This window comes from Maribacter spongiicola (assembly GCF_052119685.1).
GTDB classification, from domain to species: domain Bacteria; phylum Bacteroidota; class Bacteroidia; order Flavobacteriales; family Flavobacteriaceae; genus Maribacter; species Maribacter spongiicola_A.
Map to the genome: position 1 here is coordinate 899,217 of NZ_JBGQOO010000001.1, position 24,347 is coordinate 923,563.

General features: G+C 35.8%; 20 protein-coding genes. 16 read left to right on the plus strand and 4 right to left on the minus strand.

Annotated elements, in window-relative coordinates:
- The first annotated feature begins 78 nt into the window (after positions 1–78).
- The 6 genes from ACEN2N_RS03745 to ACEN2N_RS03770 all read left to right on the plus strand — a co-directional run bounded on the left by ACEN2N_RS03745 (position 79) and on the right by ACEN2N_RS03770 (position 7,315).
- Positions 79–1,104: a ligase-associated DNA damage response exonuclease gene (locus ACEN2N_RS03745; protein ID WP_441823056.1), complete on the plus strand. Its 1,026-nt coding sequence runs from the start codon at positions 79–81 to the stop codon at positions 1,102–1,104.
- Entirely contained in the window at positions 1,101–2,771 is a 1,671-nt protein-coding gene (locus tag ACEN2N_RS03750; protein ID WP_441823057.1) for an ATP-dependent DNA ligase, read from the plus strand. Before ACEN2N_RS03745 ends, ACEN2N_RS03750 begins: the two co-directional genes overlap by 4 nt.
- Before the next feature lie 48 nt (positions 2,772–2,819).
- Positions 2,820–3,137 carry a GIY-YIG nuclease family protein gene (locus ACEN2N_RS03755; RefSeq protein ID WP_441823058.1) on the plus strand — a complete coding sequence of 106 codons (318 nt, stop codon included), beginning with the start codon at positions 2,820–2,822 and terminating at the stop codon, positions 3,135–3,137.
- A 42-nt stretch (positions 3,138–3,179) separates the two neighbouring features.
- Entirely contained in the window at positions 3,180–5,651 is a 2,472-nt protein-coding gene (locus ACEN2N_RS03760; protein ID WP_441823059.1) for a ligase-associated DNA damage response DEXH box helicase, read from the plus strand.
- Between the two features lie 130 nt (positions 5,652–5,781).
- A complete protein-coding gene (gene pdeM, locus ACEN2N_RS03765; RefSeq protein WP_441823060.1) occupies positions 5,782–6,453 on the plus strand; it encodes a ligase-associated DNA damage response endonuclease PdeM in 672 nt (223 codons plus the stop codon).
- Positions 6,454–6,511: 58 nt separating this feature from the next.
- Positions 6,512–7,315 carry a tryptophan-rich sensory protein gene (locus ACEN2N_RS03770; RefSeq protein ID WP_441823061.1) on the plus strand — a complete coding sequence of 268 codons (804 nt, stop codon included), beginning with the start codon at positions 6,512–6,514 and terminating at the stop codon, positions 7,313–7,315.
- On the opposite strand, the gene ACEN2N_RS03775 is transcribed toward ACEN2N_RS03770, so the two are convergent.
- Positions 7,312–8,661 (minus strand): dihydrolipoyl dehydrogenase family protein, encoded by a 1,350-nt coding sequence (locus ACEN2N_RS03775; protein WP_441823062.1) that lies wholly within the window; start codon positions 8,659–8,661, stop codon positions 7,312–7,314. The two genes, ACEN2N_RS03770 and ACEN2N_RS03775, sit on opposite strands and share 4 nt — an antisense overlap.
- Before the next feature lie 126 nt (positions 8,662–8,787).
- On the opposite strand from ACEN2N_RS03775, the gene mfd reads away from it, so the two are divergent.
- The 7 genes from mfd to ACEN2N_RS03810 all read left to right on the plus strand — a co-directional run bounded on the left by mfd (position 8,788) and on the right by ACEN2N_RS03810 (position 17,182).
- The gene (gene mfd, locus ACEN2N_RS03780) at positions 8,788–12,156 is read left to right on the plus strand and encodes a transcription-repair coupling factor (protein WP_441823063.1); all 3,369 of its coding nucleotides are present in this window, start codon (positions 8,788–8,790) and stop codon (positions 12,154–12,156) included.
- Between the two features lies 1 nt (position 12,157).
- Positions 12,158–12,484, plus strand: coding sequence for a TerB family tellurite resistance protein (locus ACEN2N_RS03785; RefSeq protein ID WP_441823064.1), 327 nt, complete (start codon positions 12,158–12,160; stop codon positions 12,482–12,484).
- A gap of 105 nt (positions 12,485–12,589) precedes the next feature.
- Positions 12,590–13,597 carry a 3-dehydro-L-gulonate 2-dehydrogenase gene (gene yiaK / locus ACEN2N_RS03790; RefSeq protein ID WP_441823065.1) on the plus strand — a complete coding sequence of 336 codons (1,008 nt, stop codon included), beginning with the start codon at positions 12,590–12,592 and terminating at the stop codon, positions 13,595–13,597.
- Between the two features lie 65 nt (positions 13,598–13,662).
- Complete coding sequence (locus ACEN2N_RS03795; RefSeq protein ID WP_441823066.1) at positions 13,663–14,925, plus strand: serine hydrolase domain-containing protein; 1,263 nt, start codon at positions 13,663–13,665, stop codon at positions 14,923–14,925.
- A 100-nt stretch (positions 14,926–15,025) separates the two neighbouring features.
- On the plus strand, positions 15,026–15,355 hold the full coding sequence (locus ACEN2N_RS03800; protein WP_441823067.1) for a hypothetical protein: 330 nt from the start codon (positions 15,026–15,028) through the stop codon (positions 15,353–15,355).
- Positions 15,356–15,363: 8 nt separating this feature from the next.
- Positions 15,364–15,696, plus strand: coding sequence for a hypothetical protein (locus ACEN2N_RS03805; protein ID WP_441823068.1), 333 nt, complete (start codon positions 15,364–15,366; stop codon positions 15,694–15,696).
- Between the two features lie 166 nt (positions 15,697–15,862).
- A complete protein-coding gene (locus ACEN2N_RS03810; protein ID WP_441823069.1) occupies positions 15,863–17,182 on the plus strand; it encodes a TlpA family protein disulfide reductase in 1,320 nt (439 codons plus the stop codon).
- Here the strand turns inward: ACEN2N_RS03810 and ACEN2N_RS03815 are convergent.
- Positions 17,179–17,838, minus strand: coding sequence for an aspartate kinase (locus tag ACEN2N_RS03815; RefSeq protein WP_133686101.1), 660 nt, complete (start codon positions 17,836–17,838; stop codon positions 17,179–17,181). The two genes, ACEN2N_RS03810 and ACEN2N_RS03815, sit on opposite strands and share 4 nt — an antisense overlap.
- 88 nt (positions 17,839–17,926) lie before the next feature.
- Positions 17,927–18,286 (minus strand): YraN family protein, encoded by a 360-nt coding sequence (locus ACEN2N_RS03820; protein ID WP_441823070.1) that lies wholly within the window; start codon positions 18,284–18,286, stop codon positions 17,927–17,929.
- A 186-nt stretch (positions 18,287–18,472) separates the two neighbouring features.
- Between ACEN2N_RS03820 and ACEN2N_RS03825 the strand changes: the two genes are divergently transcribed.
- Together ACEN2N_RS03825 and ACEN2N_RS03830 are read left to right on the plus strand one after the other, a co-directional pair.
- On the plus strand, positions 18,473–19,966 hold the full coding sequence (locus tag ACEN2N_RS03825; protein WP_441823071.1) for a DUF1800 domain-containing protein: 1,494 nt from the start codon (positions 18,473–18,475) through the stop codon (positions 19,964–19,966).
- A gap of 11 nt (positions 19,967–19,977) precedes the next feature.
- Positions 19,978–21,681 (plus strand): DUF1501 domain-containing protein, encoded by a 1,704-nt coding sequence (locus ACEN2N_RS03830; RefSeq protein WP_441823072.1) that lies wholly within the window; start codon positions 19,978–19,980, stop codon positions 21,679–21,681.
- Positions 21,682–21,738: 57 nt separating this feature from the next.
- Here ACEN2N_RS03830 and ACEN2N_RS03835 read toward each other — a convergent pair whose 3' ends face one another.
- The gene (locus ACEN2N_RS03835; RefSeq protein ID WP_441823073.1) at positions 21,739–21,918 is read right to left on the minus strand and encodes a hypothetical protein; all 180 of its coding nucleotides are present in this window, start codon (positions 21,916–21,918) and stop codon (positions 21,739–21,741) included.
- A 192-nt stretch (positions 21,919–22,110) separates the two neighbouring features.
- On the opposite strand from ACEN2N_RS03835, the gene metG reads away from it, so the two are divergent.
- Positions 22,111–24,189 (plus strand): methionine--tRNA ligase, encoded by a 2,079-nt coding sequence (metG, locus tag ACEN2N_RS03840; protein WP_441823074.1) that lies wholly within the window; start codon positions 22,111–22,113, stop codon positions 24,187–24,189.
- Positions 24,190–24,347 lie beyond the last annotated feature (158 nt).

Consider the following 24,347-nt stretch of genomic DNA (forward strand, 5'->3'; position numbering starts at 1 on the left):
AATATAAATTTTTTAGAGGTCATAGTTTAGTTTGTCAGCAACTTTGTTTGCATGCAAAATTTGTAACTTGATGTCGCTATGAAAACACCTCTATTACAATTTACAAACAATGGCATTTATTGCGAAAAGGCTAAAGTTTACCTTGACCCATGGAAACCTGTAGACCATGCCATCATATCACATGGACATGCTGACCATAGTAGATACGGTCATAAAAAATATATTACCCATCATAGAAACGTTCCAATTATTCTGCATCGATTAGGCGAAATTAATGTTGAAGGAAAAGAATGGGGAGAGTCTTTTGTTATCAATAATGTAAAATTTAGTCTTCACCCAGCAGGTCATATTATTGGCTCATCACAAATACGAGTTGAGCATAAAGGGGAGGTTTGGGTATTTACGGGAGATTATAAAACTGAAAACGATGGTATTTCCACTCCGTACGAACCAATAAAATGTAACACCTTTATAACCGAATGTACTTTTGGGCTACCTGCATTTAAATGGACGCCACAAGTAGAGGTTTTCGAAAACATAAATAACTGGTGGGCAGAGAATAGAGCCGAAGGCAAAACATCAATTCTTTTTGGGTATAGTTTAGGCAAGGCTCAGCGATTGCTAAAATATCTGAATACAGACATTGGTGAAATATACACCCATGGCGCCATTGAAAATATGACAGAGGTGCTGCGACCTTTAGTAGATTTTCCAAAAACAACTCTTATCACTAGAGAAACAAAGAAAGAGCAATTGCTAGGTAACATTGTATTAGCACCGCCAAGTGCACATGGTAGTACATGGATAAGAAAAATGGTGCCTTATGTTACTGCTTCCGCAAGCGGATGGATGACCTTTAGAGGAGCCCGAAGACGCAGGGCTATTGATAAAGGTTTTGTATTAAGTGACCATTGCGATTGGTCGGGACTTCTAGAAAGCATCGAAGCTACCGGTGCAGAAAAAATCATTTGCACGCACGGATATACAGATATATTTTCAAAATACCTTCGTGAACAAGGCTATGATGCCCGCACCGAAGCAACACAATATGGAGAGGAAGAAATAGAAGCTGCCCTAGCTTCAAAATCATCTATATCAGCATGAAAAACTTCGCCCTCCTTATAAAAACATTAGATAGTACCAATAAGACAACTATAAAAGTACAGGCTTTAACAGACTACTTTCTAAAAGCCAGTGACGAGGACAAAGTATGGACAATTGCCATACTCTCGCATCGTAGACCACCAAGGCCGGTGAACACTACCTTGCTTAGAACCTGGGCATCAGAATTAGCTAATATTCCACTTTGGTTATTTGAAGAGAGTTACCATATCGTTGGTGATTTAGCCGAAACTATCGCTTTGGTGATACCAGCAGCAAATCAATCATCAGAAAAGAGTTTGACTGTTTTTCTTAAGGAAATGATAGCCCTAAAAAAGAAGACAGATGATCATAAAAAGGCATATCTCTATGAAAACTGGAAAGTGCTTAACTATTATGAACGCTTTGTTTTTACAAAACTCATTACTGGCGGATTCAGAATTGGCGTTAGTCAAAAATTAATGACCCGCGCATTGGCTAAAGCAACTGAAATAGACGAGGATATTTTAGCTTATAAATTGATGGGCAACTGGGACCCAAATACGATATCTTTTCAACAGCTGGTTCTCGAAGAAAACGAAAGCGATTACCTATCTAAACCCTACCCTTTTTATTTGGCGTATGCCATTGAAGGCGAAGCAGCAGATTTAGGCGATATAAATGAATGGTCGGCAGAACATAAATGGGATGGCATTCGCTCTCAGGTAATTCTTAGAAATGATGAACTGTTTGTATGGAGCCGTGGTGAAGAATTAGTGACCGATAAATATCCAGAATTTGAAAAGTTCGTTGGCGTTATTCCTAATGGAACAGTTATAGACGGTGAAATACTTCCATTTCCCAATGGTACTATCGGAACATTCAACGACCTACAAACGCGTATAGGTCGCAAAAATATATCAGCAGCACTTTTAAAAAAAGTACCTGTTATTTTAAAAGCCTATGATATTTTAGAGTGGAAAGGAAAAGATATTCGCCAAACGCCCTTTATAGAACGCAGACAAATTTTAGAAAAGCTATTTAAAAATGTTACTGCACTACATCAAACAGATAATAAAAATACGGTCACTGAGCGTAGTCAAAGTGATATTCCTCTTTATCTTTCTGAAACAATGCATTTTAATTCTTGGATTGAATTAGCAGAAGAACGCGACCGCTCTCGTGAAATGCATAGTGAGGGACTCATGCTTAAAAGAAAAGATTCTCCATATTTGGTAGGTAGAAAGAAGGGAGACTGGTGGAAATGGAAAGTAGACCCATTAACTATAGATGCCGTACTTACTTATGCCATGAGAGGTCATGGTAGACGAAGTAACTTATTTACAGATTACACTTTTGCTCTTTGGAAGGATAATGAAGAAGGAGAAAAAGAACTAGTTACGTTTGCAAAAGCATATTCCGGACTAACAGATACAGAATTCAGAAAACTAGATGCATGGATAAAGAAGAATACATTAGAACGTTTTGGTCCTGTTCGTAGTGTTACTCCGCATCATGTTTTTGAAATAGCTTTTGAAGGTATTGCATTATCAAAACGTCATAAAAGTGGTATTGCCACCCGTTTTCCAAGAATGTTACGATGGCGAAAGGACAAGAACATTCATGAAGCAAATACACTTGAAGATTTAAAGGGGTTAATTCCGAGCGAAGCGAAGGAATCTGTTGAATAAAAAACTTATACTTAATTTACATCTGTTGATTTCACTAGCCTAAATAAAATGAAAGGATATGTCTACATAACAACCAATAAAAATAAAACAGTTATTTATGTTGGAGCTACAGATGACATTAAAAGAAGAATGAATGAACATAAAAACAGAATATATCCAAATGCTTTCACCAAGAAATACAATTGCGATATTCTAGTTTATTTTGAGGAATTTGAGAATGTGGAAGATGCATTTAAAAGAGAATTGAAATTAAAAGCTGGCAATCGGATAAAAAAGGAAGAATTAATAAATTCAATGAATCCTGAATGGGGTGATCTTTCCATTAATTGGTTAGACGATAATTCTCAACTTCGGAACAAAAAATAAAATTCAAGAATAAATCAAACAGATTGCTTCGCTTTGCTCGCAATGGTAAAAAGACAAGAACTTTACGATATCGCCGAAAATTGGTTTCAAGAACAAAATTGGAAACCTTTTAAATTCCAAAAAGATACTTGGAAGGCTTTTCTACAGGGTAAAAATGGACTCTTAAACGCTCCGACAGGTAGCGGAAAGACTTATGCACTTTGGTTTCCTATTGTGTTGAATTACATAAAAAACAATCCTGATTATAAAACTAAACACAGAAAGGGATTAAAGGCTATTTGGATTACTCCGCTGCGTGCGTTATCCCAAGAAATAAAACAATCTGCAGAACGCATCACCTTAGATTTAGGTACGCAAATGACAGTAGGCACCCGTTCTGGCGATACTTCAACAAAAGAAAGGGCACAGCAAAAAAAGCAAATGCCAGATCTGCTAATCACCACTCCAGAAAGTCTACAATTACTATTGGCTACAAAGGGGTACGATAAAATTTTCAAAGATTGTTCAGCAATAATTGTTGATGAATGGCATGAAATATTAGGCACAAAACGAGGTGTACAAATAGAACTTGCCTTATCTCGGCTTAAAAATGTATCCCCTCATTTAAGAATTTGGGGCATATCTGCAACCATTGGTAATTTAGAACAAGCCAGAGATGTGTTACTGGGTATTGAGTCTGAAGCTTTAGAAAACTCCGTTCTCATAAAAGCCAATATCAATAAGAAGATTACCGTAAAGAGTATTATTCCGAAAAAGATGGAAACCTTTCCATGGCGAGGTCATTTGGGACTTCATTTATTGGAAGAAGTAATTCCCATTATAAACAATAGCAAAACCACCCTACTGTTCACAAATACCAGAAGTCAGTGCGAAATCTGGTTTCAGAAAATTTTGGAAAAGCATCCAGAATATGCAGGTGAAATGGCAATGCACCATGGCAGTATAAATAAAGAAACTAGAGTTTGGGTTGAAAATGCCATTAGAAACGAGGAATTAAAAGCAGTGGTCTGCACCTCTAGTTTAGACTTGGGAGTAGATTTTGCACCTGTTGAAACAGTTGTACAAATAGGAGGTCCAAAAGGTGTTGCCCGTTTTTTACAACGTGCAGGGCGTAGCGGTCATAGACCTGGTAAAGAAAGTGTAATTTATTTTCTACCCACTCACGCCATAGAACTTATAGAAGCATCGGCATTACAAAAAGCGGTAAAGTTGAACACTGTAGAAGACCGCATGCCCTATCTTAATAGTTATGATGTTCTTTTACAGTATTTAACCACATTGGCGATTTCAGACGGATTCTACCCCAAAGAAATCTATCAAGAAATAAAACAGACGTTCTGCTACCAAGCCCTTACCGAAGAAAAATGGCAGTGGTTATTGAACTTTTTGGTGATGGGCAGTCAAAGTTTACAGAGTTATGACGAATACAAAAAAGTAGAGATTGAAGAAGACGGTAAATTTAAAGTGAACAATCGTGGTGTGGCGATGCGCCACCGTTTCCAAATTGGCACTATAGTAGGCGATGTCAATTTAGCAGTCAAATATCAAAAAGGCGGATATATAGGTTCTATTGAAGAATTTTTCATTTCTAAACTTAACAAAGGTGATGTATTCACTTTTGCTGGTAGAAATTTAGAATTCATTCGAATTAAAGAAATGACCGTACAGGTGCGAAATTCTAATAAGAAAACCAATAAAATTTCTAGTTGGATGGGAAGCAGACTAACGCTATCTGCACAAATGTCTGAGCTACTCAGAAATGAACTGTACAGCTCAGGCGAGCCAATTAAAAATCAATCTGCAGAAATAAGAGCATTGAAACCTCTTTTTGACAGACAACGACGAGATAGTATAGTACCTAAACCATCAGAATTTCTAATTGAAACCTTTAAAACTCGCGATGGCTACCATCATCTCTTTTATCCTTTTGAAGGTAGATTTGTACATGAGGCAATGGGCAGCTTATTAGGGTATAGAATTAGCCTACTATCCCCTATTACCTTTTCATTAGCGTTTAACGATTATGGTTTTGAACTTTTATCAGATCAGCCCATAGATATTCAACAAGTGTTAGATAATGATTTGTTTACCACAGATTTTATGCTGGATGATTTACAAAAAAGTTTGAATGCCACCGAAATGGCACGCCGCAGATTTAGGGATGTTGCTATTATTAGCGGAATGGTATTTACTGGCTACCCTAAAAAAGGGATTAAAATGAAACATCTACAAAGCAGTTCTCAATTACTGTTCGATGTTTTTAGAGATTACGAACCAGATAATTTATTGTTTCAACAAGCGTTTACCGAAACTTTTGAGCACCAATTAGAAGAGGGTCGTTTACGATTATCACTAGAGCGTATTGCCACACAAGAAATTGTTTGGAAAGCGTGCGAGCAACCCACACCATTTTCTTTCCCTTTGATTACAGAACGTGTGGGGCGCGAAAAATTATCAAGTGAAAAATTAGCTGACAGAATTAAAAAAATGGCTGCACTATTGATGAAGAAATAGAATCCCCTTAGCACCCAAAGGGGGAATAAATTGAACTATTTGCTGAGCAATAATTAGTGTGTAGCGTTTGGCGCAAAGCGCATAGCGTAAAACGCTTTTCGCAAAACAAATTTCTCGTAATTTTGCATCGATGACTCATTCGATTACCCTTCACGATCAAGTTTTTGAAATGCACTTTTCTGGCGCTCTTTTTTGGGTAGAGAAATCAATGTTATTGATTAGTGATGTTCATTTGGGTAAAGTTTCGCATTTTAGAAAATACGGTGCTGCAGTTCCGCAACAGGCAGTGCAGCAAAATTTTGATGCATTAACCTCTGTAGTGAATCATTTTAAACCAGAATCGATAGTTTTTTTAGGAGATTTATTTCACTCCGCCTTAAACACAGAATGGCTATTTTTTGAAGAATGGGTGAAGGCTACTCCACAAGAAATAATTTTAGTAAGCGGTAATCACGATATTATTTCTCCACTGAAATATGAAGAATTACATATAAAGGTGATTCCAGAATTAGTATTAGAATCTTTTCTTTTAACCCATCATCCAGAAGAACGAGATGGTTTATTCAACTTTTCAGGACACATACACCCTGCAATTAAACTTAGCGGACTAGGAAGACAATCTGTACGGTTACCTTGCTTTTACAAAACAGAACATCAAATGATAGTACCGGCATTTGGTGAATTTACAGGTACTTATACCTTAGAACCATGCGATGGTTGTGAAGTTTATGCCCTTTTAGGCGATGCCGTGCTGCCCGTTCCTATAAAAGAGGTGAAAAAGAAACGTAATTACCGAAAATAGATCGTTTAATGTGCTAAAGAGCATAACTTTATAAGATATCCATTATAGTTTTACACGTATGAAAAAGAAACTAGCAGTACTTAATTTAGCATCTGTAATTTTAGTCATTATAGTAAATTACATTTCGCAAGCATTTTCGCTAAACGATACTACAATTGGCGAAATGAGCGCACAGTATGAAAATCTGTTTACTCCCGCAGCATATGCATTTGCCATTTGGGGTGTAATCTTTTTAGCATTGTTGGGCTATGGCATATTTCAGGTAAAAAGAGCCTTTTTCAGTGATAAACCAAGCGAATTTATTGAACAGACTGGTTATTGGTTTGCCTTAGCGAATATTTTAAACTGTTGTTGGGTAATTGCTTTTATGTACAATTACACCGGACTTTCAGTGATTATTATGTTTGGAATATTACTTTCATTGATTAAGATTATTCTAAATACCAATATGGAGCGTTGGGATGCCCCAATATCAGTCATCGCATTTGTTTGGTGGCCCATTTGTTTTTACAGCGGATGGATATCTGTAGCTACCATCGCAAATATTTCTGCATATTTAAGCAAACTAGATTGGAACGGCGGAGTACTATCTGAACAAGCATGGACGATAAATATGATTGTAGTGGCGACTGTGATTAATCTTCTTATGATATGGAAAAGAAATATGCGCGAATTTGCTCTTGTTGGTGTTTGGGCATTGTTCGCCATTTATGTACGACATAATGAATCAAATATTTATATTGCTTACTCAGCAATGACAGGCACAATTATTCTCTTTATTGCCATTGCTTTTCATGCATTCAAAAACCGAGAAACTAGTCCGTTTAAAAAATTGCAAGAACGATTACAAGAGAAATCTTAAACCATACTTTTTATATCATTACCCCAAGATGGATAAGAGAATATAGTAGATTTTATATCGCGATCAGTCATTTTATTATTTATTGCCATGGTAAATATATTGATGGTTTCACCAGCATCAGGCCCTATTACGTGTGCACCCACAATTTCTCCAGTTCTATCGTTCATAATCACTTTGTACGCGTACAATGGTGCATTTATTCGTTTTGCATTAAACCAGTCGGTCGCGACCTCAAAATTCACTCTTATATTTTTATAACGACTACGTGCTTCCTCTTCAGAATACCCTACTGTAGCCAAGTTCGGCGAAGTAAATACCACAGACGGTATCACTGGCACCTCTAATTTTTTATCATTTCCATTAATTATATTTTCGGCAACAACATAACCTTGCCTACCCGAAAGCGGCGTGAGCGGTAAATTCTTATCAGAAACGTCTCCGCAAGCATAAACATTTGAATTACTAGTACTTTGCAAATAAGCATTTGTTGCTACACCATTATCTTCAAATTGAACATTCCCCTTTTCTAAATCTAAACCTGTCAATGCGGGTACACGACCAGCGGTATTAAAAAATGCTTCGGCTTCAATGGTGTGTTCCCTCCTTTCTAACTCATAAGTTAGCGTGAGTTTTTTTCGTTTCTTTTTCAATACTGTAGGTATTGCATTGAAGATGAAATTAATCCCAAGTGTTTCAGAGTACTTTCTAAGCTCGTTTACCAAATCTGCATCAAAAGCATGCAATGGTCTTTTACCTGTATCTATAACCGTGACCTCGGCGCCAGCTCTTGCTGCCATATGAGCAAACTCCATCCCAATATATCCTCCTCCAACAAAAACTATTTTTTTAGGTAGCTTTTTAAGATTTAGAAAATCATCGCTCTCCTTGAAGTGCTTTGCACCAGGTGTGGTTAAAGTTCTAGGCACCAATCCCGTAGCAATTACAATTTTCTTGACAACGACTTTCTTTCCTTCAACCAATAAGGTATTCTCGTCTAAAAATGCAGGAGATTGATGGAATAACGTAATTCCCAATTCCTTCAAATTATGTTCTGTAGATGCAGGGATATTAACGGTGAAATTTCGTTTAAATTTTTGTAGTTGTTTCCAATTTATTTTCGCCGCTTTGCTAATACCTTTTCCCTTCAAGTTTTCGCTTAACTCAAAAGCTTCTACAGCACTGAGTAATATTTTTTTAGGATCACAACCTCTATTTGCGCATGTACCACCGAATTCACGATTATCGGTAATGGCAACTTTTAATCCCTTATCAGTACAAGCTTTGGCAACAGTTTGTCCGGCAATTCCACTTCCTATTACAAAAACATCAAACTCATTATCTTCCATATCTCTTTACTTTTTCTGCGATACCCCAAATTGCAACTTTTTAGGGTCAACCTGTAACCCATATTCGATAATAATGAATCGTATCCATTTCTTAGGTATGCTTATATTTGTAAAAATTATAAACTGTTGAGTCATTCTTCTATCCAACAACGGTATAATCAGTCTCCTCAAATAGGGAAACTGCAAAATACTATTGCCGTTTCTGAAAATTCAGGAACCAAAAAAATTCAATTAAAAGGTCTCGTAGGATCATCACTTTCTTTCGTACTTTCTTCCATCTTTAAAACAGAAGACCGTCCGTTTTTGGCGATTTTCAATGATAAAGAAGAAGCTGCCTATTATTTAAATGATTTAGAAAGCCTTATTGGCGAAGATAATGTGCTTTTTTACCCAGGAAGTTACCGCAGACCTTATCAAATAGAAGAAACAGATAATGCTAATGTGCTTTTACGTGCAGAGGTTTTAAACAGAATTAATTCTAGAAAAAAGCCAGCGGTAATAGTTACTTACCCCGATGCACTTTTTGAAAAAGTAGTTACCAGAAAAGACCTAGATATGAATACCCTTAAAATGAAATTGGGCGATACACTTTCGCTAGATTTTTTAAACGAAATTTTATTCGAATATAAATTTAAACGGGTAGATTTTATTACAGAACCAGGCGAATTTTCGGTTCGTGGTGGTATTGTAGATGTTTTTTCGTTCTCGCATGATGAGCCTTACAGAATTGAGTTTTTTGGCGATGAAATTGACAGTATAAGAACTTTCGATGTAGAAACACAACTTTCGAAAGAAAAGGTAAAATCAATAACGATTGTCCCGAACATGGCCGACAAGTTTTTGATAGAGAAGAGACAGAGTTTTTTGACCTACGTATCACCCAAAACCTTACTATTCGCCAAGAATACAGATTTTCTTTACGACCGTTTAGATGATTTTTTCGAAAAGGCAAAAGAAGCGTTTACAAAACTATCAAAAGACATTAAGCATGCCGAGCCTGAGGAGTTATTTATGGGCGGTGCTGAATTTAGAGAACAACTTTCTGGCTTTACACTTTTAACGCAAGATGCAAAAAGAGATGCCGTTGATTTTATTGAATTCCACTCAAAACCACAACCTTCATTTAATAAAAAGTTCGATTTACTAATTGAGAATTTAAATAGTTATAAAGACCAAGGCTATACCAATTATATCTTTTGTGCCAGTGAGCAGCAAGCCAAACGTTTTCATGACATTTTTGAAGAAGTCAACGAACATGTACATTATCAAATCATTGTTTCTCCGCTATTTCAAGGTTTTATAGATGATGATCAAAAATTGGTTTGTTATACCGATCATCAAATTTTTGAACGTTACCACAAATTCCATTTAAAGAACGGTTATGCAAAAAAGCAGGCAATTACTTTAAAAGAATTGAACAAACTTGAAATCGGCGATTACGTTACCCATATTGATCATGGTATAGGTAAATTCGGCGGATTACAGAAAATAGATGTTGAAGGCAAAAAGCAAGAAGCCATAAAATTGATGTATGGCGAGCGCGATATTTTGTACGTTAGTATACATTCTCTCCACAAAATTTCAAAATTTAATGGTAAGGATGGTGCACCACCAAAAATTTACAAATTAGGTTCTGGAGCATGGAAAAAAATTAAGGAAAAGACCAAATCGCGTGTTAAAAAAATCGCGTTTAACCTTATTAAAATATATGCGAAGCGAAGGCTAGAAAAGGGATTTCAATATAACCCCGATAGTTATTTGCAGAATGAACTAGAGGCTTCGTTTATTTACGAAGATACTCCCGATCAAAGTACCGCTACCGAAGATGTAAAAAGAGACATGGAAAGTGAGCGACCTATGGATCGCTTAATTTGTGGTGATGTAGGTTTTGGTAAAACTGAAATTGCAATTCGTGCTGCGTTTAAAGCAGTAGATAATGGTAAGCAGGTAGCCGTTTTAGTACCAACCACCATATTGGCATTTCAACACCACCGAACCTTTTCTGAACGGTTAAAAGATATGCCGGTAACGGTAGATTATCTGAATAGATTTAGAACAGCGAAAGAGAAAAAAGATACCATTCAGCGATTGGGCGAAGGCAAGGTCGACATCATTATTGGTACCCATCAACTGGTAAACAAAAATGTTCAGTTTAAGGACCTTGGGTTATTAATTGTTGATGAGGAGCAAAAATTTGGGGTTGCCGTAAAAGACAAATTAAAGTCTATCAAAGAAAATGTAGATGTACTTACATTAACAGCAACACCGATACCGCGAACACTTCAATTTAGTTTAATGGCAGCTAGAGATTTATCAACCATTACAACTGCACCACCAAACAGATACCCTATAGAAAGTCAGGTTGTACGTTTCAATGAAGAAATTATACGAGATGCCGTTAGTTATGAAATTGAACGTGGCGGTCAGGTATTCTTCATTCACAATCGTATTGAAAATATTAAAGAAGTTGCTGGTATGATACAGAGATTAGTGCCCGATGCTAAAGTAGCAGTTGGTCACGGTCAAATGGAAGGTAAGAAATTAGAGGCTTTAATGCTAGGGTTCATGAATAGTGAATTTGATGTTTTAGTATCTACAACCATTGTTGAAAGCGGTTTAGACGTTACCAATGCCAATACCATTTTCATTAACAATGCCAATAACTTTGGATTGAGCGATTTGCACCAGATGCGTGGTCGTGTGGGTCGTGGCAATAAAAAAGCATTCTGTTATTTCATTACTCCCCCTTACGAAGTCATGACCAATGACGCACGCAAACGTATAGAAGCTTTGGCGCAGTTTACCGAATTAGGTAGTGGGTTCAATATTGCCATGAAAGATTTAGAGATTCGTGGTGCTGGCGATTTACTAGGTGGTGAACAAAGCGGATTCATTAATGAAATAGGTTTTGAAACCTATCAGAAAATATTGGCTGAAGCAATCGATGAATTAAAAGAAAACGAATTTAAAGACCTTTATGAAGAGGTCGAAGGCAAGCATGAAAAGATTTTTGTAAAAGAAACACAGATAGATTCTGACTTTGAATTACTATTTCCTGACGATTATATTAATAATATTACCGAAAGGTTAACGTTATATACAGACCTGAATCAGGTAAAAGATGAAGCAGCGCTTCAAAAATTTGAAGCACAATTAGTAGATCGTTTCGGTGAATTACCAGATCAGGCTGCAGATTTACTCAACTCGGTGCGTATAAAATGGATTGCAAATAGTATCGGTTTAGAGAAAATTGTAATGAAGCAAGGTAAAATGATTGGGTACTTTATAAGCGACCAACAATCGGCATTTTATCAAACTTCGATATTTACCAGAGTTTTACAGTATGTACAATCTCATGCCCAGCAGTGTAAAATTAAAGAAAAAAAGACCCGAAACGGATTACGATTATTACTGGTTTTTGAAAACATAAGATCTACCGACAGGGCTTATTTGGCATTAAAGCCATTTGAAATAAAAGAAAAAACAATTGCATAATATGGAGTTTGATATTTCAGAAAAATTGGCCATGGTACATTTAATCGATTCGGTTATTGTAGCCGATGGTGAAGTACATAATGGCGAAATCAATGCCTTAACAAAATTGATGACCATAATCGATTTTGATAGTAATTTTTTGATTCAGGCACGTAACATCGATTTAGAGCAAAGTGTACATATCTTAAAGGAAATGCCTGAGGACAAGAAAAGTAAACTGGCACAAATATTAAAAGATGTAGCCATATCTGACGGTTATATTCATGAAAAAGAAAGTGATGTTATACGACATGTCTTCTCTGAAATTGGGCTTTCTAAAAAAGCATAGTCCTTTCATATCTGCAGCTTTTCTACTACATAGATTAACATAAAATTTAACGAGCTAAACAACTTGTGTATCTTAACGGTTGAATTTAATTTTAAATAAACCGTTTTGAGCGAAATAAAAGTTTCATCTGAGGAAATGAAATCTGTTTTGGAGTCTTTGTTCATCAAACACTCTTTTACAAAAGCACAGGCAAAGATACTGGCTCAAATTCATACAGAAAGCACTTTAGATGGTATTTACTCCCATGGAATTAACAGAGTGCCCGTTTTTATAGATTACGTCAATAAAGGCTTAATTAAGACAGATGCTATTGCGACTAAAATATCCTCAATTGGAAGTATTGAAAGATGGGATGGCAATTTGGGGTCAGGAATTCTAAATGCTATATCATGTACAGACCAAGCCATTAACTTAGCAAAAACTTACGGAATAGGATTAGTAGCTATTAAAAATACCAACCATTGGATGCGTGGTGGCACCTACGGTTGGCGAGCTGCAGAACAAGGTTGCATCTCTATTATGTTCACCAATACAATTCCCAATATGCCAGCGTGGGGCGGTCAAGAAAATAGAATTGGTAATAATCCCTTAGTGATTTCCATACCTAGAAAAGAAGGACATGTAGTATTAGACATGGCATTATCTCAATTTTCATTCGGGAAAATGCAAAGTTTAGATTTAAAAAACGAAGAGCTTCCTTTTAATGGTGGATGGGATTCTAATAATCAATTGAGTAAGAATCCTAAAGACATTATGGATTCTGGCAGAGCATTACCTGTAGGATATTGGAAAGGATCTGCCCTTTCTATGATTTTAGATATGCTGGCAACTTTACTTTCTGCGGGTAATTCTACTTATAAAATTGGACTGAAAAAAAATGAGACCGCATTATCACAGGTGTTTATGTGTATAGACCCATCAACTTTTTCAGATACCGAAATGCAAGAAAACTTATTGAACGAGATTATCCAATTCACCCATGATGGTCCACCAATGAAAATGGGCAATAAAACCTTTTACCCAGGAGAACGAACCCTCTCTACTAGACTAAAAAATCAAAAAGAGGGCATGATGGTAAATTCTAAAATATGGGAACAAGTACTTCAATTGTAAAACTAGACTTAATCTCGCTTATTTTATTTTCGTACTTTCAAAACACTCATATCAACCTAACAATCATGAAAAAATTACTTTATTACTTTACGCTACTTTTAATTGTAACCTCATGTAAAGAATCTGCAAAAAAAGAGGCCGTTGTAGAACCAGAAATAATTACAACAACTGCAAAGGCTCGAATAGATTCTGTTCTTAAAAGTTTTGTAGATGCAAAAAACATAGCTGGTGTTTCTGCACTAATATTCGAAAAAGGCGAAGAAGTATATTACAATGCATTTGGTTACGCAGACATTGCCGCAAATAAACCGATGGACAGGAATACGATTGTTCAAATCTATTCTATGACCAAGCCTATTACAGGCACTGCTTTGATGACTCTATATGAAGAAGGTAAATTTAAGTTAGAAGAACCTATTTCTAAGTATATTCCTGAATTTGCAAACATGACCGTTTACACAGGGGTAGATGCTAAAGGAAATGTGTTAACCGAACCGTTACATAGAGAAATAACTATTAGAGATATTACAAGACATACTGCAGGTTTCCCCAATAGAGATGACATACCTGGCTTAAGCAAATTATTTAAGGATGCAGACGCAATGAACCGAGAAAACACCCTTACCCAAATGGGAAAAAAAATGGGAGAAGTTCCTTTATGGTTTCAGCCTGGTACACAATGGGAATATGGACCAAGTGTAGATGTACAAGCTTTGTTAGTAGAGAGAATTTCAGGAACTCCTTATGGTGAATTTGTACAGACGCAAGTACTTGACCCGTTAAAAATGTACGAAACAAGATATTATATTCCCGAAGAAGATAGAAACCGATTTGCTAAATTATACATCAGAAAAGAAGAAGGCAAATTAATACAGGACACCATCACCTATAGTAATTATACTAAACATTGGCCATTAACACGCGGAGGATCAGGACTTACATCAACTTTAGATAATTACATGCGTTTTGCTCAAATGCTTGTGCATGAAGGCAGTTTAGATTCTGTGCAAATACTTAAACCGGAAACTATAAAACTCATGGCTACTAATCAATTAGCAGATAGTATTACAGAACGTTCTTGGTTACCAAGTAAAGGGCAGGTAGGTTTTGGAATTGACTTTGCAGTGCGTGTAGCACCACCCAAAACACCAGATGAAAATAACGGAGTTGAAGGTGAGTTCTATTGGGATGGTGCCGCCTCTACCCTATTTTGGGTAGATCCAGTGAATAAGCTTACCGCTGTATTGTTCGTGCAGCTTTTTCCTTATGACCAAATAAACCTTCACAAAGAATTTAGAGATGCTGTATACGGTCCGTATCCGTTTTAATAATACAAATCATACATTCTAAATCAGCTTTAATAACTAGTAGTTAAAGACTATCAAAAGTCGTGTAGTTTTTATATCTTTCAACCTCAAAACAAAAATAATGGAGTTTGAAGAGTTTGTAAAAGCAGCTTTTGTAAAAATGATTTATGAAGTAATAGAGGCAGATGGTAAAATACACCCGGCCGAACTAGAAACTTTGAACAAATTAAAAAGTGTCATTGGTTTTGACGACGCTTTTTTAGAGCGTGCAAAATTGTTAGATTATGACAATGCAATAGTTACTCTTTACAATTTACCTCACGATCAAAAGAAAGCCCTTGCCGATATTCTTGAAGAAGTTGCCATTGCCGATGGCGCCATTCATAAAAAAGAGATGGAACTTATTATTGATACTTTTATTAATATTGGATTAGGAGAAGAAACAGAGTAATGGCTAGTATGATAGAATTTACACAAGAAGAAAAATTAGCCGTTGTAAAAATGGTAGACTATGTTATTCTAGCAGATAGCAAAGTGGATCCTGCCGAAATGAAATACCTGACAGAATTAATGGAACGCTTTTCTTTTGACAGTTTCTTTGTTGGCCAAGCTCGTAACCTAGACAAAGCAAAAGCTTACAAGATTCTAAACCTAATGTCTTTAGAAAAAAAGAAAGTATTGTCTATACTTTTAGAAGAAGTAGCAATTTCTGATGGTTTTGTTCATGAAAAGGAACTACTCAAAATAGCTGAAGCCCTTGGCCATATGAAAATTGAAAATGAATTTTCATAAGCTTTTCTAAATTACAGCTCACAATTGCCGCTTGGTTTTTACTTTTATGCCTTTACCAACGTATTCTTCTCATATTAAATAATCTAAAAGGACTCTCATAAATAGAATAATTACTCTTTTAGTATGTTGCTATGAATAGTGGTCCGATAATTGTCTTTACAAAATCATGAAAGTTCTCATTAGTTTTTTTCTTCTTTTTACTTGCTTAAGTATACAGTCGCAAGGTTCTATTTCTGGTAATTTTTCACCTCCAAAAGATTTCAAATGGTTAATTGCCTACGAATTGACACCAAATGGCGAACGTTATAGTGTCGATACCGCTGTAAAAGATGGTTCTTTTACATTACAAATGCCAGCTTCTGCTCAAGCAGGTATGTACCGCTTAGTATATGCAGTACCGCAAGATGAATTTTATATCGATATTATTTATGATAAAAAAGAAGATGTAAAATTCAATTTTGATCTTGAAAACGGATTAACAATTACCAATTCTGTGGAAAATAAATGGTATCATGAATATTTTTCTAAAATTACTGCTGCGCAGGATAAGCTGATAGAATTTTATGAAACCCAAAATAAACCAAACAAAGAATACGCTGGCATTATTAAAGAGTTAAATACCATACAAACTTCGTTTGAAGAAAAAAATGAGACTACTATTGCCCATAAATTCATTAGAGCGAACAGAAGCTATATTCCTGCTGAATTCGAAAATCTAGAAACTTTTTTAAAGCATAAAAAGCAACATCATTTCGACAATTTAAATAGTGCTGATCCTATTTTACAAGGCTCTAATTTTTTGACAGACAAATTCGCTGCCTATGTTTTTTCAGCACTTCCTGCTGATATTTCTACTAAAGATATATTAGAAAGTGAAGTAAATAAAAACGTTAAGACTACTGCTGAATTTATTGCTAAAACACCAATTGGCTTTCAAGAAAAGGCACTGCACCAATTATGGAAAATTGCAGATGCCAATGAAATGGGCACGGTACAAGATTACATATTTAAAAATTATTTAAAAAAAATGGCACAGACCAATAACAATCAAAAATTGGTCGATGAAATTGAAATGGCATCTCGCCTAAGAATCGGAGCAATTTCTCCTGATATTACTTGGGTAGCTAAAGGCAAAAAACACTCGCTATTAAAGATGGAAAAAGCCGAGAATTACTTGCTTGTTTTTTGGAGCAGTACGTGTTCTCACTGTTTAAAAGAACTACCGGCTCTTCATAAAGAAGTTCAAGAGTACGATAACCTTAAAATTGTTGCTATCGGTTTAGAAGATGATGACTTTAATTGGAAAGAAGTTTCTGCAACTTTACCAGGGTTTAATCACGCCATAGCATTAGGTAGATGGGAAAGTGAGTATGCACATACTTTTGGCATACAAAGCACACCTACCTATTTTATATTAGATAGTGAGAAACGTTTTCTAGCTAAACCAGAGTCTGACAAAGAAGTAGTAGAATTTTTAGAAAACTAAAGCGCTTTTAAATCCTTTATTGTTTTAAAGGCAATATCTACCTGATCATCGTTTACTAGAATTGTAAATTCATTGGTAGTTGAGATTACTTCGTAAAGAACAATCCCTTCCCAAGCGAGTCTTTGAAAGATAAAATAGTAAATACCAGGTACAGAAACATTTTCTGCAGGTAATTTTACGGTAATCGATGAAAGTTCCTCCGCTTTTTGAGTACATTTTTCATCTTTAAACAGTCGCTCAACCGTTTTATCCATCACATTGCTAATAACAATATTGATTTCATTTACACCACGGCTAGAGGTATAAAAAACATCTTGGTTATTATTGATCTCTTCAAGCAACTTAGCTTGATGTACCAATATTTTATCAGAAGCTAAAAAAGTATAATCGGTAAGCGAAGATCTTACGGTGATTTCACCAATATTCTTCAATACTTTTAGAATTTTATGGGTTGCCCTAAATTCCAAATCATCAGACAGGCGTTTCAATGCCATTACAATTGCGCCATTACGAATGTCTTTACCTAATTCATGTTCAATCTCAGGTTTTACGATCCTAGATAACGATGTTAGATTGATGATACCCTGTGCCAGAGCACTTTGTAAAAAAGGTTTTTTCTTAATGTACTCTTCTACTACTGATGATATTGTTTTCATTTTACTGCTTGGTTATTGTTCAAATATAACAACTTGTTACAAATAAAACAAAATGTTTTTAAATAAATCTACCAAAACAGTAGATTACTTAGAAGTGATAAAAGGCAGATTCTAAATGTTCTAGCTCTAATCGGCTCTTATTTTTAAGAATGGTTATAATATCAAAACGTATCTCAACATCAAGATTATTATCGGTAACATAGTGATCTGCGGCCATTACTAATAACTTAATTTTTTTAGGTGTAACAGTTTCTGCAATATTTTCTATATAATCTGAACTTCGAGATCGAACTTCAACAATTGCCAATGTATCGCCTTTTCTGGCAATAATATCTATCTCAGCTTTTAGGTATCTATAGTTTTTATACTTTATAGCATACCCATTTTTTTTAAGATGGTTTACGGCTATCTCTTCACCTTCTTTTCCAAATTCGTTATGTTTTCCCATGATATAGTTCGCAGATTGTGTACTTCATCGAAAATATAGGAATTTCGACGCCATTCTATCAATAAATTTCGTTATTTGAAAACTGATTATCGAAAATAGATAGTTTTAAATACTATACCAAATTTCGAAACGTTTATCATAGAAGCCCCAACTCTACGAACGTAATACAAATGCCTATTTAAGAATATGGAATATTTCATTAATTGTAATACTTCTACTCTTGCTCCGTATACAGCTAATTTAGATCAGCTCAGAGCATCTCATCTATACCGTCGATTAGGTTTTAGTGCCTCATTGGAAACTATTAATCAAGCCATTGGTCAATCTGCCGGTGCCTTAGTAGATAGTTTAGTCGACGAGGCTTTAAATATGCCAGAAATTTCTATACCTGTATGGGCAAATTGGAACAATGACAATTACCCTACAGATAGCGATGCGAGAGACCTATTAAAACGAGAACAGAAAAATGAATTTCAACTGGATTATGCCAATAGTCTTTTAAATAATAATTTAAGAGATAGATTGAGTTTTTTCTGGAGCAATCATTTTGTTACCGAATTAGAGGTATATAACTGTAATTCATTTTTATATCAATATATAGACTGCCTTCAACGCAATTCTTTAGGTAATTTTAAAACCTTTACTAGTGAGATTGGGTTAACCAATGCCATGTTGTATTATTTAGATGGCGTATATAATAACGGTAACAACCCTAATGAGAATTATGCTCGTGAACTATATGAGCTTTTTACATTGGGCGAAGGTAATGGTTATACTGAAGAAGATATTATAGAAACTGCAAAAGCACTTAGCGGCTATGTAGAACGTGGCGAAGTAGGGTGTTCTCCTGTAGCATTTGATGCTACAAAACATGACGCTGGTTCTAAGACCATATTAGGCCAAACCGGCAATTGGGGATATGATGATGTCATCAACATCCTTTTTGAACAAAGAGCACCCGAAATTGCAGAATACATTTGCCGTAAATTATATGAGTTTTTCGTACACCCAGATTCAAAAGATGATGCGAACAACGCTCAAATGATTATCGATGGTTTAGCAGCAACATTTGTAACTAATAACTTTGAAATAGCACCAGTGTTAAGACTTTTATTTAAGAGTCAGCACTTTTTCGACGACGAAGCTATTGGGGTAATTATAAAGAGTCCGGTTGATTTCTATTTTAATACTTTAAACGAATCTGGCTTTAGCTATACCGACACGAATGTGGCTGAAATGGTCAATTACAGTGCATTATTAAGTCAAGAAATTTTTGACCCTTTTGATGTGGCCGGTTGGCAACGAGACAGGTCTTGGATCAATACCAATTTTATGATCGGGCGATGGCTTACCATTGAAAGCATATTAGAAGAATTCTATATGGCCGATAATGAGCAATTTAGAACCTTCGGATTAGAAATATCAGGTAATGCAGGTTTAACAAGTTCAAACCCCGACGAGGTTGCTAGACTTATAATCGATTTCGTTTTAACTAAGGGACTTCTAAATGAAGAAGAATATGCAAAGGCATTTGCTATATTCAGAAGTGATGTAGAAGATGTTTACTACGAAGGTGGTAATCAAGAATCATGGACGTTGGCTACTTGGCAACAAGGTCCGTTTCAAGTATACCTTCTGTATCAATATTTAGCTAGACAACCTGAGTTTCAATTAAAATAACACCTACTCTTATGTGCAATACACACCACTCCCCATTTAAAGGTCTACAACATGAAGGCCATGATGAAGAACATAAAACATGGAGCAGACGCTCTTTTTTACAAGCAATGGGCATTGCGGGCTCAGGCTCAATGATGCTAGGTGCAAATATGTTATCGGCTTCTGCCCCATCGCCATTATCGGCGGGCATTTCAGCTGCCGAAACAGATAATATTTTAATACTTATTCGCCTTTCGGGCGGTAATGATGGGTTAAGTACGGTTATACCTCTTCAACAATATGACAGTTATGCCAATGCGAGACCTAATATCTATGTACCAGAAAGTAAAGTTTTAAAATTGACCGATGAATTCGGTGTACCATCTTATATGAACTCTTTGGCGCCCATGTGGGAAGAAGGGCAATTTAAGGCTGTACATGGTGTAGGTTATGAAGGTCAAAGTTTATCGCACTTTACAGGTTCAGATATTTTTGCAAATACAGATATAGAAACTACAGGATTCAGCGGTTTAAATACCGGATGGATGGGTAGACACTTTGAAAACATATATCCAGATTACTTGGTAAATCCGCCAGCCGCACCAGCTGCCATACAAATTGGTCAGTTCGGTAGTTTAGTTTTTCAAGGTGATGAAACCAATTATGCGTTTGTAACTTCTAATGTTGATCAACTAGAAGAAATTGCAGAATCTGGTGTCGTATATGGTTTAGATGATACCCTGTTCAACAACTGTATGTACGGTGACCAGTTGAAATTTTTAAGAGGTGTTGCCAATACAACATATGAATATTCTGGTATTATACACGATGCATATACACGTGGTCAAAATCAAGTAGAATATCAAGATAACGGCTTTGCCCGCCAATTGGCCCTTATCGCAAGGCTGATAAAAGGAAACTTAGGCACTAAAGTATATATGATTTCAATGGGTGGTTTCGATACCCATGGTAATCAACCACAGGCACATGCCAGGTTAATGACGAATTTATCTGTAGCGGTGAACAACTTCTATGAAGATATTGCCTTTACACAACAAGATGACAAGGTATTGAGTATGACCTTTTCTGAATTCGGTAGACGAATTTTTGAAAATGGATCTAATGGTACCGATCATGGCAAGGCAACACCGACCTTATTTTTTGGATCAGGTTTAAATGGTAGTGCTTTTGTAGGTGATCACCCAACTCTAGACGATCCAGATGGACGAGGAAACCTAGAATACACGATGGATTTTAGAGATCTATACGCCACTGTTCTTGCAGAATGGCTTTGTGTAGACGTACCATTGGTAGAAGCTCATTTATTGAACTACAAACCATATGTACCGGTAGACTTAGGCTTTAGCTGTAGTGGAGAAGCTTTTCCTGATATTGCGTATAGCGATGGTGAAGTTACACCACCTGTATACCCAGACGAACAAGCAGAGACTCCGTTTAACCCAGATTTATTGAATGCCGTTGTTCATAAACCTTTTTATCCAACGGATAGTACACCACATATCTACTTAGAGATGCCATTTTCGGCACATGTAGATATTGAACTTTTTAATATTCTTGGTCAGAAAGTCGGCACCGTTTTTAACGAAATGATGTTTGAAGGTTCTACCGAAATAAATATACGAGAGCGCATGCCCGAACAACTATCAACAGGTAAGTACATTTATCGTATTAATGTACAAAACCAAAAAATGAGTAAATCAGTGATGGTAGTTTAATCTGTTTCCCACTATGTAAAAAGCCCTATTCAATTTAATTGAATAGGGCTTTTTATTTTATGCCAATTTCGATTTGTTCATTTTGGACTCAAACCTCAATTCTTTTTTTACTCTATGGTTCTTGTCTTTGTAAAGCCGCACAACATCTTCTTTACTTGTTTGTGCATCTTTTATTCCTTCATTAAATTTCTCTAAGCTTTCATCAAGCTTTAACTTTCTTGAATTACCAACAGCCATAACATCTATGTTTTAGTTTATAAATAGGTATTTTCTTACATTATAACAGATTCTAAATGCTTTTAGTATAAAATATCCATGAACGACATCGTTAGACACGATTAAATTTTTCATATAGTAGCTTACTACTAATCTTAAGTAATTAGTAATTCTCCCATCAAATTCAGTATTTTTGTAGCTTAATTTATTTTGATGTCCGATATTAATTCACCCTCTAGATATACGATTACTGCTGCGTTGCCATATACAAATGGTCCAATACACATTGGGCATTTGGCCGGCGTTTACGTACCAGCAGATATTTACGCTCGTTACCTAAGATTAACAGGTAAAGACGTTGCCTTTGTTTGTGGTAGCGATGAACATGGCGTAGCCATATCAATGAAAGCTAAAAAAGAAGGCGTAACCCCAAAAGATATTATTGACAAATACCATGCGATAATTAAGCAGTCTTTTGTGGACTTTGGAATCACATTCGATAATTACTCTAGAACCTCTGCAAAGATTCATCACGATACGGCTTCAGAATTCTTTATAAATCTTTATGATAAAGGAGATTTCATAGAAGAAACTACCGCGCAGTTATATGATGAGGAAGCACAGCAGTTTTTGGCTGACCGTTTTGTCATAGGTACATGCCCTAAATGTGGAAATGAAGAGGCATACGGTGATCAATGTGAAAATTGCGGATCAAGTTTAAATGCTACCGATTTAATAAATCCGAAATCAACTATAACCGGTACTATACCTACAACTAAAGAAACCAAACATTGGTTCTTACCATTAGATAGGTATGAAGAATTTTTAAAAGATTGGATTCTTAAAGGTCATAAAGATGATTGGAAACCCAATGTATACGGACAGTGTAAATCATGGATCGATGGCGGGTTAGAACCAAGAGCTGTTACCAGAGATTTAGACTGGGGTATTCCTGTACCTGTTGAAGGTGGCGAAGGTAAAGTGCTATATGTATGGTTTGATGCACCTATCGGATATATTTCATCTACTAAAGAATGGGCTGCCCGTGAAGGAAAAGATTGGGAACCCTATTGGAAAGATGAAAACACAAAATTAGTTCACTTCATTGGGAAAGATAATATTGTTTTTCACTGTATCATTTTCCCTTCTATGTTAAAGGCGGAAGGCAGTTATATTCTACCTGAAAATGTACCCGCAAATGAATTCTTGAATTTAGAAGGAAACAAACTGTCTACTTCTAAAAACTGGGCGGTTTGGTTGCATGAGTACCTAGTAGATTTTCCTGAAATGCAAGATTCGTTGCGTTACACGTTAACAGCAAACGCACCAGAAACTAAGGATAATGATTTCACTTGGAAAGATTTTCAAGCACGCAACAATAATGAGTTAGTAGCTATTTTAGGTAATTTCATTAACAGAGTAGTGGTATTGACCAACAAGTATTACGAAGGCAAAGTACCTGCTAAAGGAAGCTTAACCGATGTTGATATCGAGACACTTGAACAATTATCAAAATATCCAGGAATCATTTCCAGTTCTATTGAACGCTACCGTTTTAGGGAAGCTGGTCAAGAACTAATGAATCTTGCTCGTTTAGGTAATAAATACTTAGCCGATGCAGAGCCTTGGAAAGTGATAAAAATAGATGAAGAGCGTGTAAAAACTATTATGAACGTTGCCTTACAAATTGCAGCAGGTTTAGCTATTTTAAGTGAACCATTTTTACCGTTTACATCTAATAAGCTTAAGAATATACTAAATATCGATTCAAGCGCAGGTGATGGTCTAAATTGGAATGATGTTTCAACAAAAGAAGCTTTATTACAATCTGAACATCAAATAAACCAAGCCGAGCTATTATTTAGAAAAATTGAGGACAGTGAAATACAAACACAATTAGATAAGTTAGAAGCAACCAAAAAAGCGAACCAAAACGAAAACAAAAAACTAATGCCACAAAAAGATACCATAACATTCGATGATTTTTCAAAACTAGATATGCGTGTTGGCACTATTATCGAAGCTGAAAAAATGGCAAAAGCTAAGAAGCTTTTAGTTTTAAAAGTAGATACTGGCTTAGATGTTAGAACCATTGTTTCTGGTATTGCAGAAAGTTTTAAACCAGAGGAAATAGTTGGTAAAAAGGTTACTGTTTTAGTAAACCTTGCACCAAGAGCTTTACGCGGTGTTGATAGTGAAGGCATGATTTTAATGACTGAAAATGCCGATGGAAAATTAGTGTTTGTAAATCCAGATGAGGATAGTGTTGGTAATGGGGAAGGGATAAACTAAATACGATTTAAATATAACTTAAAAAGCCTTGGTGAATATTCACCAAGGCTTTTTGTTTTTAAATAGAACCCCGTTATAGACGTAATTATACTTTTAGGTTTTAAGGTGATATCCGTAAATCTTCAAAAAAAGAAAAGAAAGAATATTAAATTCTACAC